Raw genomic sequence first — 14,379 nt, 5'->3', positions numbered from 1 at the left:
ACATAATGATAACGCAAACATTTGGGGTGGAGGACACAGAATTCTCCCCCCTCTTAGCTATCAGGTCATCGGGTTGAAAAATTTTATCACACACATCGCAGCAGCATTCTGCCTGCTCGCCTCCAGTCTTTTCCAGCAAGCTGTCGCGGAAGACGGATACGAACTTTGGCTCCGTTATGAAAAACTGGAGCAGGTCCCCAAGAGTGCCCCCCGGAGCGTTGTTGCGGCCTGTTCTGATCTGTCGCCCACTCTGGACGCAGCGCTTTCCGAAATCTTACGCGCCAGTGCGTCCATACTTGGTACGCCGCTGAAACAGGGCGACAGGATCAGCCGTCATGCGCTGGTGCTGACCAGTGAGGCTTGCGGTGCGACACTGCCGAACGGCACGTTGCCGAATGCTGATGAGGTCGGGACGGAAGGCTATGTCCTTCAGTCCACGCTCATCAATGGAAAGCCTGTTACCCTGATCGCGGCGCAGTCTGATATTGGCGTGCTGTATGGCGTGTTCGACTATCTGCGCCGGATGTCATCCGGTGAAGCCATCGCGGATCTGGATGTCATTTCCCGGCCGAAGACACAGCTGCGCCTGCTGAACCACTGGGACAATCTCGACCGTCATGTGGAGCGCGGCTATTCCGGCCAGTCGATCTGGGACTGGCACCGCCTGCCAGGTTATGTCGATCCGCGCTATACGGACTATGCGCGTGCCAACGCCTCGATTGGCATCAATGGCACCTCGCTAACCAATGTGAACTCTGATGCCACGGTGCTGACTCCGCACTATCTTGAAAAAGTTGCCGCGATTGCTGATGTGCTGCGGCCCTATGGCATCAAAGTATATCTGACTGCGCGCTTTTCTGCGCCAATTGAGCTGGACGGGCTGGCCACGGCGGACCCGCTCGATCCAGCTGTGCAGACTTGGTGGCAGGCCAAGACGGACGAGATCTATGACTATGTGCCTGATTTTGGAGGCTTTCTCGTCAAGGCAAATTCTGAAGGCCAGCCCGGTCCGCAGGATTATGGCCGCAGCCATGCCGAAGGTGCCAATATGCTGGCTAAAGCGGTTGCCCCGCATGGGGGTGTCGTGATGTGGCGTGCTTTTGTCTACTCCGCGGAAGAGCCGGAGGACAGGGTGAGGCAGGCCTATACCGAATTCGTGCCGCTGGACGGTCAGTTTGCGGAGAATGTTCTGGTTCAGGTAAAGAATGGTCCGCTGGATTTCCAACCGCGCGAGCCTTTCCATCCGCTGTTCGGCGCCATGCCGGAAACGCCGCTTATGATCGAGCTGCAAATCACCAAGGAATATCTCGGCTTCTCCACGCACCTCGCCTATCTCGGTACGCTGTGGGAGGAGGTGCTCGCCGCTGACACAAAGACCAAAGGTGATGGCACGACGGTCGCCTCTGTGGTCGATGGCGAGACGTATGATTACGCCTATACGGGCATGGCGGGCGTTTCAAATATCGGCACGGATCGCAACTGGGCAGGTTCCATCTTTGATCAGGCCAACTGGTATGCATTTGGCCGTCTCGCCTGGAACCCTGACGCATCGGCAGAAGATATTGCCCGCGAATGGGTAAAGCAGACCTTCAGCCGCAAGCCGGAAGTTGTGGATGAGATCACGGACATGATGATGAAATCCCGTGAGGCGGTTGTCGATTATATGACCCCGCTGGGCCTGACTCATCTGATGGGCACGGGTCATCATTACGGGCCCGCGCCGTGGGTGGACGATCTTGGCCGTGCGGACTGGACACCCTATTATTATCACAAGGCCACCAGGGGCGGTATCGGCTTTGACCGTACCGAGACGGGCTCTGACGCTGTAGACCAATATGCCGGACCGGTCGCGCAAGAATGGGCGAGCCTTGAGACGGTGCCGGATAGTCTGCTGCTTTGGTTCCATCATGTGCCATGGGATTATGAGATGCAGGATGGAAGCACGCTGTGGCAGTCCCTTGTGGCGCATTATGCGCGTGGTATCACGACCGTTGCAGAGATGCAGTCCGAATGGGCAAGCCTGAAGGGAGAGATTGATTCCGAACGTTTCAATCAGGTGACGGACTATCTGAATATCCAGCATGAAGAGGCGCAATGGTGGCGCGATGCTTCCATCGCTTACTGGCAGAGCATCAACCAGTTGCCCTTGCCGGCGGGTGAAGCCCCACCGCCGCATGATCTGGACTATTACAAGAGCCTCTCTTTCCCGAATGCGCCGGGGCAAGGCGAGTAGCGCCAGCCTGTCAGGCCGTTCCGATCAGACGCTCAGCGGATGAGGCGAACAGACCATCCAGAAAAGTGTTCACGGCGCGCACGCGCGCGGTGCCGTGAACATCTTCGTGCACAGCCAGCCAGAAGGCGCGTTCGATACGCACGGCTTCCGGCAGTACACGAACGAGGTGCGGGTCACGTACCGCGATGAAATGCGGCAGCACGGCAATGCCTGCGCCTTCGCGTGCCATCTGCCATTGGGCGACGATGGAAGGGCTGCAGAAGCGTGGCGTCAGGCCGGGCGCAATGTCTTCATGATAGCGCAGCTGGGCCGAATATATCAAATCGTCCACATAGCCGATCAGGTCATGCTCGGTGAGATCGCTCACCCGTTCAACAGGTCGGCTGCGCGCGAGGTAATCCGGATGAGCGTATAGCTGCAGGATATAATCCGACATCTTGCGAACCTTGACGCGGCCCGCCTTTGGACGGGTTAGCATGATGGACATGTCCGCTTCGCGCTTCGGCACGCTGACAAAGCCTGAGACGGCGATGATGTCGAGGCCAATATGCGGATGCTGTGCCGCGAAGTCTGCCATGGCGGGCGCGATCAGCAGACTGCCCAGCCCTTCCGTCACACCCAGCCTGACCCGGCCTGCAGCCAGCGGCCCTTCATGATCGGACATGGCGACAATCTCTGAAGCGCTATGCTCCAGGCCTTCAGCCTTGTTTGCAACAGCGAGCCCGGCTGGTGTCAGCACATGTCCCTTTGGCGTGCGTTCGAACAGTTCGAGGCCAAGATCCGTTTCCAGCCGTTTCAGTCTACGGCTGATCGTTGTCGCGTCGAGGCCTGTGCGCGTGGCGACATCAGCCAGGCGCGGGTGACGGCTGACATCCAGCAAAAGGCGAAGATCATCCCAATTCATTTAGTTTACCTGCGAATATGCAGCCATTAACTGCGATATTGTCCATTTACCTGAATTTACGCGCGCTGTAGGCTTTCGTCAAAATGAAAGGGAGCGACCTATGCGCGAAGTGCATCACTTCATTGGTGGAAAGTCTGTTGCAGGCACATCTGGCCGATTCGGCGATATCTATAATCCGAATACCGGAGAGGTTCAGGCCCGCGTTTCGCTGGCGACCGATGCGGAACTCGGCGACGCGGTGGCAAATGCTGCAGAAGCATTCCCGGCTTGGGCGATGATGAACCCGCAGCGTCGTGCCCGCGTGATGTTCGAGTTCAAGCGCCTGCTGGAAGCGAACGTCAACGAACTGGCCGAAATGCTCTCCTCCGAGCATGGCAAGGTGGTGGCCGACTCCAAGGGTGACGTACAGCGCGGCATCGACGTGGTGGAGTTCGCTTGCGGTATCCCGCACCTGCAGAAGGGCGAGTATACCGAGGGCGCAGGCCCCGGCATCGACGTCTATTCTCTGCGCCAGCCGCTGGGCGTCGTGGCCGGTATCACGCCATTCAACTTCCCTGCCATGATCCCCTGCTGGATGTCGGCGGTGGCGATCGCGTGCGGCAACACCTTCATCCTGAAGCCATCGGAGAAGGACCCTTCGGTGCCGGTGCGCTTGGCTGAGCTGCTGCTGGAAGCCGGTGCGCCGGAAGGCGTGCTGAATGTGGTGAATGGCGACAAGGTGGTCGTTGATGCCATTCTGAAGCATCCGGAGATCAAGGCCATCAGCTTCGTTGGGTCGTCTGATATCGCACAATATGTCTATGCCACCGGCACGGCACACGGCAAGCGTGTGCAAGCCATGGGCGGGGCGAAGAACCACGGCATCATCCTGCCGGATGCCAACATGGAACAGGCTGTGAAAGACATCGTCGGCGCGGCCTATGGCTCGGCGGGCGAGCGCTGCATGGCGCTGCCTGTGGCGGTAACGGTCGGCAAGAAGACGGGCGACGAGTTTGTTGAGCGTATGGTGGATGCTGCGCGCAATCTGAAGGTCGGCGTCTCAACAGATCCTGAAGCGCATTACGGCCCGGTCGTGTCCGCCGCGCACAAGGCAAAGGTCGAAAGCTATATCCAGATGGGCGTCGATGAGGGCGCAGACCTGGTGCTGGATGGCCGCGGCCTGAGCCTGCAAGGCAATGAGGGCGGCTACTTCATTGGTCCGAACCTGTTCGACAATGTCACGCCGCAGATGCAATCCTACAAGGAAGAGATCTTTGGCCCGGTGCTGCAGGTGGTGCGCGCCGAGACACTGGAAGAGGCCGTCGCACTGCCCAGCAACCACCAATACGGCAATGGCGTTGCTATCTTCACGAGCAATGGCCGGGCGGCGCGCGAGTTCGCGGCGCAGGTGAATGTCGGCATGGTGGGCGTCAACGTGCCGATCCCGGTGCCGGTCTCCTATCATACGTTCGGGGGCTGGAAGCGCTCGGCCTTTGGCGATACGAACCAGCATGGCCCGGAAGGCGTGCGGTTCTGGACGAAGATCAAGACGATCACCCAGCGCTGGCCCGAAGGCGATATTGGCGATCAGGCCTTCATCATTCCGACGATGGGATAGGGATTTCATGAGCTACGAAACAATCACATTCGAACATAATGCTCGCATTGCGCTGGTCACGATCAACCGACCGGAGAGCCTCAATGCGCTGAACCAGCAGGTCATGCGTGAGGTGGCGCATGTCTTCGCCGAGATCGACCGCAATCCGGATATCGCGGTAAGTGTGTTGACGGGGGAAGGTCGGGCCTTTGCGGCGGGTGCCGACATCAAGGAGATGCAGCCGCAGAGCTTTTCCGACATGTATGTCGATGATTTCTTCGGCCAGTGGGACCGGTTCGCGGCGTGCCGCAAGCCGGTGATCGCGGCGGTGAACGGCTTCGCACTCGGCGGCGGATGTGAACTGGCCATGATGTGCGACATGATCATTGCGTCCGAAAAGGCAAAGTTTGGCCAGCCGGAAATCAAGTTGGGCGTAACGCCGGGAATGGGCGGTTCCATCCGCCTGACGAAAGCCGTCGGCAAGGCGAAGGCGATGGACATGGTGCTGACCGGTCGTATGATCGACGCTGCTGAAGCCGACCGGATCGGGCTTGTGTCCCGCGTGGTGGAGCATGATGCGCTGATGGACACGGCCATGGGCGCGGCGAAGGAAATCGCCGACTACTCCATCCCGTCGCTGATGGCGGCGAAGGAAATGGTGGGGCGGGCGCTGGAGGTCTCCACCGCCGAGGGCGTGAAGTTTGAGCGCCGTTTGTTTCAGGGCCTCTTCGGCACCGCCGACCAGAAGGAAGGCATGAGCGCCTTTGTCGAAAAGCGCGCCGCAGACTTCAAGGATAAATAATGCCTAAGGAACTCATCCTCAGCGAAGTCCAAGCATGGGTTCCGGTTGCGCGCCAGGTTTTGCCGGGCCCGCGCCACATGCTTCGACTTCGCTCAGCATGAGCGCTTTTTGAAGGGCCAAAGGGAGGAAAACATGACAAAGATCGCATTCATCGGGCTTGGAAACATGGGCTCTGGCATGTGTGCCAATCTGTGCAAGGCGGGGCATGACGTCAGCGCGTTCGACTTGAACACTGACGCCGTGAAAGCGGCAGCGCAGCAGGGCGCAAAGCCCGCTGCGACCCTGGTCGACGCGGTGAGTGGCGCGGACGTGATTGTCTCCATGCTGCCTGCGGGCAAGCATGTATTGTCTGTTTATTTCGGCGATGATGGCGTCGCCTCCCATACCGCACCGGGCACGTTGTTCCTCGATTGTTCGACCATCTCTGTTGAGGATGCACGCGAAGCGGCTTCGAAGGCCGAGGCGGCAGGCTTCCCAATGGTGGATGCGCCGGTCTCCGGTGGCACAGCTGCGGCGGATGCCGGTACGCTGACATTCATGGTCGGTGGCCCGGACGAGGCCTTCGCGACGGCAAAGCCTATCCTCGACGCCATGGGGAAGAACATCTTCCATGCTGGCGGTAGCGGGAATGGCCAGGCAGCAAAGATTGCCAACAACATGCTTCTCGGCATCTCGATGATTGGCACGTGCGAAGCGTTCAATCTGGCGGAAAAGCTGGGCCTGGATGCGCAGACTTTTTACGATATTTCATCTACTGCCTCCGGCCAATGCTGGAGCATGACGAGCTATTGTCCGGCCCCCGGACCGGTGCCGACGGCGCCATCAAACCGCGACTACAAGCCGGGTTTTGCTGTCGCAATGATGTTAAAAGATCTTCATCTGGCTGCAGGTGCCGCCAAAGCCGCGGGGGCAGATATCATGCTCGGCGAGATGGCCGAAAAAATCTATGAAGATCTGGACTCTAGAGGATATGGCGACCTTGATTTTTCCGGTGTGATGAAAGACATCAAGCGCCAGCTGGATTAGCAAATACCCCCACAACACGCTTTTGAACCTGGTCTGAGGGACGCCTAGCAAACGTCCAATCCCCTCCGTAACGGCTCGCTTTGCAACCATTCCAATACTTATGCATTGGAAGCGGACTTGTATGTATTGCGCTGCAGCATACCGGGTGTGGAATGTGCTTGGCGCTAATCACCAGTGAGGTGCGTTTTGGACGGACGGTATTTTTGTCGGGCGGGGGGAACTCTTGCGGTGAGCGTGGCCGCGTTGCTGGCGGCGTGTTCCGAGCCGCAGCAAAACACGACGATGGCAGAGGCTGATGCGCAGCCTGCGGTGCTTGAAGCAGAAACAAGTGAGGAAGCAGAGGCTGTGTCACCGAACATGGCCGATGAGGGGGTGGATCAGCGCTCTGTGCTCTACAATCTCGATGCAGAGTCTGTACCGCAACAGATTGATGCGCCAGCCCCATCGCCGCAGCAGCCTGAGGTCGTCATGCAGGGCCGCGAGTTTGGAATGTCGGATATTGTTGACCAAGCCCGGCGGCTGGCTGCTTCCGAATTCCAGCCTTCGCCCGCCGTGCCGGATGATGCGAAGGCGATGAATTATGACCAGTATCGAAGAATCCTGCCTGCCGAATCCGATATGGGATGGCCGGAAGACAAAGGCCGGTATCGCTTTCTGTTCGATCCGCGCGGCTATCTTTTCAATCATGAAGTAAAGATCAATCTGGTGAATGGGGCGGACGTAACGCCCAAGGCTTACGATCCCGATCTGTTTGACTTCAAGGATCTGCCTCTTTCCAAGCATACACGCCAAACGCTTGGCTTTGCCGGTGTGCGCTTGCTGGCGCCGATCAACCGCTCAGGTAAATTTGATGAGGTTCTGAGCTTCAAGGGGGCCAGCTTTTTCAGGGCGCTTGGGGCGGGAAATGTTTATGGCGCATCGGCCCGTGGGCTTGGCCTGGGCACGGCCTCTCCGGAAGGCGAGGAGTTCCCTTTCTTCAAGGAGTTCTGGATCGTCCATCCGGACACGGCAGATGATCAGGTGGAAATGTTCGCCCTGATGGACAGCCCAAGCGTGACCGGCGCATTCAGGTTCCTCGTTACCACTGGCCAGACAACCCGCATGGATGTAGAGGCGACGTTTTTCCCTCGCAAGGAAATCCAGCGTGTCGGGCTCTCGCCTCTGACGTCGATGTATTATTTCTCGCCGCATGATGTGGTCAAGCAGGCCACGGATTACCGCCCAGCTGTGCATGATTCAGAAGGGCTGGCCGTCCATATGGCTAATGGCGAATGGGCCTGGCGGCCCTTGCTCAACCCGGCAGAGCTTGAAGTGTCTGTGTTGACCGAGGACCAGCCAAAAGGGTTTGGCCTGTTGCAGCGTCACAGGAAGTTCGATGATTTCTCCGATTTGGAGGCGGGCTATCATCAGCGTCCAGATGTATGGATTGAGCCGACTGGAGAATGGGGAGAAGGCCAGCTGATGCTGGTGGAAATTCCCACCGTCAATGAGTACAATGACAATATTGCGGTCTTCTGGCGACCAAAGAACAGCTGGCGGGCCGGAGAGGCCAAGACGATTTCCTACACTATGAATTGGGGCCTGAAGCCTTCGGTCATGCCGCAAGTTGTCTCGGTTTCCGAAACCCGTGCAGGAAAAAAACCTGGCGAGAAACGCTATCTGTTTATTCTGGATTATGATGAGTCTCCATCGGAGTATTTTGATGACGCGGAAATGGAAATAACGACATCTGCCGGTGAAATTTTGAACCCGACCCTCCGCAAGCATCCCGGTGATGATCGGTATCGTCTAAGCTTTGAGCTGGACCCTGGTAGCGCCAGCATGGCGGAACTACGGACCGTTGTGCACAAGGGAGAAACCCCACTAACCGAAACATGGCTTTATCGTTGGAGAGCGAAATGACGGATCTGCGCCCTCGACCGACTGAATTCCCCCTGACCATGCCAAATCAGGCTTTCAAGGCGCAGGAAGGCAGGCGCAAGGCTGAAACTCCATCTTATCGCTGGCGCAAATTGTTTGTCTTCTTCTCTTCCATGCTGCTCACCTTGTGGGCGACGCGGGAAATGTACGAGGTTCTGGCGGCATCGGAGATGACCCTGCTGGAATGGGTGCTGCTGGTTGTCTTCGTTATCAATATCAGCTGGATTTGCTTCGCATTCATCAATGCAACGATCGGCTTTGTTGGCGCCCTGTCTTCGGAATTCAGGGGGGGCGGGGAAGAGCCTGATATATGTATTCATAATGTGCGTACCGTGATCGCTTTTCCGATATATAACGAATCCGTTGAGCATGTCTTTGCGACGGTGTCTGCCACGGCCCGTATGCTGAAAGAGTCGCCAGGCATTTATGAGTGCTTCATTCTCAGCGACACGACAGACCCTGAAATAGCGTTGGCGGAAGAGGCGGCCTATACGGAACTTCTGAGAACAGCCGGGCATGAGGTGGCAGTGCGGTATCGCCGCCGCACGATCAACCATCACCGCAAATCCGGTAATGTCCGTGATTTCGTCATGCGCTGGGGCGGTCGCTATGATTATATGATCGTGTTTGATGCTGATAGCTATATGGAGCGAGACACGATTGTCCGTCTGGTGAAGGAGATGGAGCGTGCTCCCCACACCGCGCTTATCCAGACCATTCCACAACTCGTCGGCGGCACGACATTGTTTGCGCGTTGCCAGCAATTTGCCTCTGCGCTTTATGGTCCCATCCTTGGCGGTGGCATGGCCTGGTGGGCGCAGAATGAAGGCAATTTCTGGGGACACAATGCGATCATTCGCGTGTCAGCACTTGCCGAGGCGGCCGGTCTTCCTGATATTCCCGGTAAGGCGCCCTTTGGTGGCACCATCCTCAGTCACGATTTTGTCGAGGCGGCCTTCCTGCGGCGTGCTGGATGGAATGTGGAAATCCGCCCGGAAATAGGCGGTTCCTATGAGCAGGGCCCACCAACAATCATCGAACTGGTCAAGCGTGACCGGCGTTGGTGTCAGGGCAACATGCAGCATATGGCCGTACTGCTCAAGACGGCTGGCCTCAGCTGGACGAACCGCTTTCACCTCATTACCGGCATCTTCTCTTATCTGGCTTCACCGCTCTGGCTCATCTTCATCACGCTGGGCATGATGCTGTCCCTTCAGAACAGTTTCATGCGCCCGAACTATTTCAGTGATGGGGCCTCTCTGTTTCCCACTTGGCCTGTGATTGACTCAGAGCGCGCCTTGACGTTGTTCCTGGCGACAATGGGGCTGTTGTTCGCGCCCAAGATATATGCCCTGATTTATGGTCTTGTTTCCAGCCGTTGGCGCAAGACGGTAGGTGTAACCCGAACCTTCATGGGCACTCTGACCGAAACGTTCATCTCTGTGCTGATTGCTCCAATCCTGATGGCGACGCAGACTGGAGCGGTGATCAATGTCTTCCGGGGCAAAGACACTGGCTGGTCTCCGCAGGAGCGCAGCCAGGGCGGCTATGGCTTTCTCACGACACTGCGCCATAATGCACCGGCAACCCTGTTGGGACTAGTGCTTACGGTTTCGGCGATTGCTATTTCCCCCATCTATGCCGCGTGGTTGGCGCCTGCGACAATCGGCATGTTGCTCAGTGCCCCATTGTCTTATTGGACCGCCAAGGAAAGCGTTGGGCGAGCGGCACATCTCAAAGGCCTCTTGGTAACTCCTGTTGAAATAAACACGCCGGAGAGTGTTCAGCTTTCCAAGGCAGAAAGTGCGACCTTTGCCACGCTTCCCAAGACGGATATCGTTTCTCTACTGAGGGATCGGAGAAAACAAAAGAAACGCAAGCAGCTGATTGACCCTTACTGGCCCCTGCAGCGCTATGAAGTGCATACGCCATTGGCCATAGCGCGGGCAAAGGCAGCGCGCGTACTGTCGCTGGAAGATTATATGAAAGCCATCACGCGGGCAGAGTTGATGGCCGTGCTGAACTCAAGTCAGGATATGGAAAGTATTAGTTTCCGGTTCTCCGTTGCTGGACGGGTTGTCGGGGACTCTACCAGTTTCGAGAGATTCTTGGCCACTCGGCGCACACCTGCCCGACCGCCTCAGCCCAGCGGCGCAAGGCGTGGTCGCTCCTAGTCTGAGTAATTACTTGCCTCTCAACCGGTTTCGGAAGTCTCTCTTGGCGGCCTCCAAGCCTTCATTCAGCTGTTGGCGTAATCCCATCCGCAGGGCGCTGACGCCCTGGCTCGTGGACTGTACCAGGTCTTCTGTGACGCCGACAGATGTCATGCTTTCAGAAATGCTGGGGCCCATAAGTGAGAAACCAGAGGTTTGCTCAATCGCACCAATCGTCCAGAAGTCCTCTTCCTGGGACCAAGCGTCCATAGTTTCGAAAGGAATCCAGAAATAACCGCCCTCGGCCCAGCTGGCGCTCCAGCTGTTGCGGACGAGATAGCAGCGGTCTGTCAGATCATAGCCGACGATCAGCATGGCATGTCCGGAAGGGGGCTTGTTTGTTGCAATTTGGTCGGGTCGGGGCATGCGTCCTGTCTCGCTGGCGACCTTGTAGTAATCTCCCGGTGCGAACATTCCAAAGACAACCGGTAAGCCTTGCGACAACGCAGTGAGGGCAGGCACGCCGCGCGGTGTGCGGGCATACTGTACGGCATCATAATTCCGGGCATTATTATAACAGGCTTCCGTGGGCTGCGTGGTCACCATGGCTTCCTGAAAAGGCCACATACGTGCTTCACAGGCTCCGAAAGCCAGAACGGCGGCCATGCCGTGATGGATGTAGCTGCCACTATCCTGTTGCTCACTTTTGGAAAGCGATCGAGCATTATAATAAATGAACAGGCGTGATAGGTCCGTCAAAGGCATTTTGTTTTTGTTTTGATGAAACTCCAATGCGCCCACTACGGCGTTGGCAACACAGGAATTGGTGCGCTGCTGGTTCTCGACGGGGGAGCAGAGGGCCCTCAGATCAATACGATCCGGTAAGTTCAGCTTTGGAGCGGACAGGGTAGGGGCCGGTGATGGCTTTGTTTCGAAGATGCATCCGTGCAGGCTGTAGTCTGATGTGTGACCGGACATGTCGTGTTCCTTCCATATTAGATCTGTATGGCTGGTCCAGAGGCGTTGCGCCCTAGAAGACCTGTGTTTGTTAGAATGCGTGTTTTTATGAAGGGCATGGCCCACCAGGCTGATGGTTCACATGCATCTGTCCCTGACTGACAAGATTGTTGTACGCATCGAACGTCTGAAAGTTGATGTGGCAGCCGCGGTCCCACAGCAGCCGTCCATTCAGGGATACGCTGATCGCAGGGGCCGTGAGGGTGTAGGATCCATTCACACCATTCAATCGACCTGATAGCTGCAGGGAGTAGCCATCCGTGCTTGTGCCAGTGCCTGAGAAAGAGCCATCATTATCGACTCGCATGGAATAGATGCTGCCAATGCCATCATTCCATTGTCCGTTCAGGGATTGATATCTGTTGACCGGATTTACGGGCTCCTCCGGATCTATGCAGGCTTGATAGGCGCTGCCTGTCAGACCGTCGCATGGCCCGATCGGAGGCGGTGGCTCCGTCGGTTCCAGTATCGCCGCGATTCCCGCAATCATTACGACCAGTCCCACCAGGCCGAGTGTGGCCAGTGAAATGATTTTGATCAGGCCGCTCTTGTCGTGAGTGACGTCTCCCGGCGTGTCGCGAGTTTTCTTGCGCGGTACATATCCCAGATTGACTGCCTCTACGAGTTCCTTGCGGTACTCTGCTGCGCTTTGAGGGCGGCTGGCTGGACGGTTGGAAAGGCCGCGTTCGATCAGCTTGTCGATACCGGGCGGCACGTCCGACCGTCCACCAGAGGGGGGCTGCCAATGTCCTTGCGGCAGAACATCCACCAACAGTTCGTAGAACAACACGGATAGGGAATACAGATCAGCTGCTGGGCCAACGCTGCTGGCATGGGTTATCTGTTCAGGTGCCATATAGCGGGGCGTGCCAATACCCGTGCCTGTGCCGCTGTCCAGCGTACCTGTGGTGGCCTGGGCAATGCCAAAATCCAGTATCTTGAGGGGGGCGGCTGCATCTGTCGGCTCATCCATCAGTATGATGTTTTCAGGTTTCAGATCGCGGTGGATCACACCCGCGGCATGCGCCGCAGACAGACCATCGAGTATTTCGGCAACGATACGGGCGGCATGGCGCAAGGGAATATCTTCGCGCGCCTGTATCTTTTTTCTGTGCCAACCGCGCAGGGATAGTCCCTGCAGATACTCCATCGACACATAGGGCTGTCCATGCGCGTCCCCAACATCATAGACAGCCACAACATTCGGGTGACGCACATTGCGTGCCGTCACCCCTTCACTAATAAGGCGCTTCACAGCCGTTTCACCGCCTAGCCGGTCACTGCGGATCAGCTTCAGCGCAACCGTCTGATCTGACACCTTGTCTTTGGCCTTATAGACCAGGCCCATCCCGCCGCGGCCGATGACTTCTTCGATGATATAACGGTCAGCGAACACTTCGCCCGCCTCCAGCGCTTGTTGCTGGTGGCGTGTTCTTGATAGGGTCGTGGCATCATCAATCGTTTCCAACCCGCCCAAAGTCATCATTCCGGCCTCGCTGAAGTCAGCCGCAGTCGGTTTCGTTACGGTGCCGCATTCCGGACAGAAACGGTCCTGCGCGGTGGTCTCGGTTTTACAGTTCGGGCATAAAGGCATGAGGGTCACCGGCTGTGTGAGAAGCGCGTCAGGCATACACTGCCAACACGTCCGTAGTCAGATTTGAATGAAACTTTCAGGGACAGGCTTTCAGGTGCAGAGACTACCGGAGAGATGATGTCTCCATCATTCAGAATGATCGTTTTGCCTTCGCCATAGGCCTCGCCATTGATACGCAGGCCGGCCTGTCCGGTCACGCGCAGAGTCAGACGGTCGCATTCGACATAGAGTTCGAAATGACGGCGGGAGAGCAGCCTGCTGGCCTCGGCATCAATGGTGCCTGTACTATCTGTCACTAGCAGGCGAACATCCCCCAGCCCTTCTTCGACCCGCGCCCGGCTGCGGCCGGCACCCAATACGCCATCAGATGTTAGGATCGGTCCCCGCTTGGGCGCATGTTCCGGGGCGAAGCCTGCCCATATGAATTCGGTGTTGCGGGGAACCCATGTGTCGGCATCCATACCGCGCAGGCCCAGCCGCCTTTCATCCTTTTCCGCGCGGACCATACGCAATTGCAAGGCCTCTTCGGTCCGAATCTGCGCTTCGTGTTTTTCGGTCTTTCCCGAAATATACACCGTGTTGCCATGGCCAGCACTCTGCCCACCGATATTCACGATAGGCGCGGCCTCAGTGCGATCTTCCGAGACAGTCAATTTCAGGTCAGCTGTGAAGGCATAGCATTCCTGCCGCCAACGCCAGCGACTGGCTACGGCGACGAGAATTTTCACGCCATGGGCCCCAGGTTTGGTAATCTGGTTTACACTGATGCTCGCCGGGCGGCTCTCGCCCGTGCTTAACCTTTCCCAACCGAGATCTTCTTCCCGCCAATCGCCTGTGCCTTCACGGCTCCACAGGCCTGTTATGAATAGGGGGCGTCCAACGGGGGAAAGATTGGCAATGGAAACCGGCAGGCTGACAGCGCCGCCGACTTTCACGGCTGTCAGCGCTCCGGCATCCACTTCAATATGCGGCGCAACACAGACCGTACACAGACCGGAATCATCCAGCAGGCCTCCGCATTCTTCCGTCGCCATGCAGCGTAGCAGAGGCTTGCCACACTCGGCGCAGAAGGTCGCTGCCTCATCCAATGCGGATGTGTAGCAGCATTCTCTCTGGGAACGCGCAGGCAAGATGGAGGAGGACGACTTCGACAT

At 57.4% G+C, this 14,379-nt stretch carries 10 protein-coding genes; 6 read left to right on the top strand and 4 right to left on the bottom strand.

The window, feature by feature from the left end; all coding sequences use genetic code 11:
• Positions 1–67: 67 nt before the first annotated feature.
• Positions 68–2,233, top strand: a complete 2,166-nt coding sequence (locus tag HY2_RS04265) for an alpha-glucuronidase family glycosyl hydrolase (protein ID WP_081814915.1) — start codon at positions 68–70, stop codon at positions 2,231–2,233.
• Positions 2,234–2,243: 10 nt separating this feature from the next.
• Here the strand turns inward: HY2_RS04265 and HY2_RS04260 are convergent, their stop codons facing one another.
• Positions 2,244–3,137: a LysR family transcriptional regulator gene (locus HY2_RS04260; RefSeq protein WP_034825023.1), complete on the bottom strand. Its 894-nt coding sequence runs from the start codon at positions 3,135–3,137 to the stop codon at positions 2,244–2,246.
• Positions 3,138–3,237: 100 nt separating this feature from the next.
• On the opposite strand from HY2_RS04260, the gene HY2_RS04255 reads away from it, so the two are divergent.
• The 5 genes from HY2_RS04255 (at position 3,238) to mdoH (ending at position 10,635) form a co-directional block, all read left to right on the top strand.
• The gene (locus tag HY2_RS04255) at positions 3,238–4,734 is read left to right on the top strand and encodes a CoA-acylating methylmalonate-semialdehyde dehydrogenase (RefSeq protein ID WP_034825022.1); all 1,497 of its coding nucleotides are present in this window, start codon (positions 3,238–3,240) and stop codon (positions 4,732–4,734) included.
• A gap of 7 nt (positions 4,735–4,741) precedes the next feature.
• Complete coding sequence (locus HY2_RS04250; RefSeq protein WP_034825021.1) at positions 4,742–5,515, top strand: enoyl-CoA hydratase-related protein; 774 nt, start codon at positions 4,742–4,744, stop codon at positions 5,513–5,515.
• A 132-nt stretch (positions 5,516–5,647) separates the two neighbouring features.
• Positions 5,648–6,541, top strand: coding sequence for a 3-hydroxyisobutyrate dehydrogenase (mmsB, locus tag HY2_RS04245; RefSeq protein ID WP_034825019.1), 894 nt, complete (start codon positions 5,648–5,650; stop codon positions 6,539–6,541).
• 234 nt (positions 6,542–6,775) lie between these two features.
• The gene (locus tag HY2_RS04240; RefSeq protein WP_146617162.1) at positions 6,776–8,443 is read left to right on the top strand and encodes an OpgD/OpgG family glucan biosynthesis protein; all 1,668 of its coding nucleotides are present in this window, start codon (positions 6,776–6,778) and stop codon (positions 8,441–8,443) included.
• Positions 8,440–10,635 carry a glucans biosynthesis glucosyltransferase MdoH gene (gene mdoH / locus HY2_RS04235; protein WP_051594705.1) on the top strand — a complete coding sequence of 732 codons (2,196 nt, stop codon included), beginning with the start codon at positions 8,440–8,442 and terminating at the stop codon, positions 10,633–10,635. The genes HY2_RS04240 and mdoH overlap by 4 nt, the downstream gene beginning before the upstream one ends.
• 9 nt (positions 10,636–10,644) lie before the next feature.
• Here mdoH and HY2_RS04230 read toward each other — a convergent pair whose 3' ends face one another.
• From HY2_RS04230 to HY2_RS04220, 3 genes are all read right to left on the bottom strand, one after another.
• Positions 10,645–11,592 carry a C1 family peptidase gene (locus tag HY2_RS04230; protein ID WP_034825017.1) on the bottom strand — a complete coding sequence of 316 codons (948 nt, stop codon included), beginning with the start codon at positions 11,590–11,592 and terminating at the stop codon, positions 10,645–10,647.
• An 85-nt stretch (positions 11,593–11,677) separates the two neighbouring features.
• On the bottom strand, positions 11,678–13,261 hold the full coding sequence (locus HY2_RS04225; protein WP_034825016.1) for a serine/threonine-protein kinase: 1,584 nt from the start codon (positions 13,259–13,261) through the stop codon (positions 11,678–11,680).
• On the bottom strand, positions 13,231–14,379 hold the full coding sequence (locus tag HY2_RS04220) for an FHA domain-containing protein (RefSeq protein ID WP_034825014.1): 1,149 nt from the start codon (positions 14,377–14,379) through the stop codon (positions 13,231–13,233). The genes HY2_RS04225 and HY2_RS04220 overlap by 31 nt, the downstream gene beginning before the upstream one ends.

The organism is Hyphomonas pacifica (assembly GCF_000682675.1).
Taxonomy (GTDB): Bacteria; Pseudomonadota; Alphaproteobacteria; order Caulobacterales; family Hyphomonadaceae; genus Hyphomonas; species Hyphomonas pacifica.
This window is presented reverse-complemented; position numbering and strand designations above follow the sequence as displayed.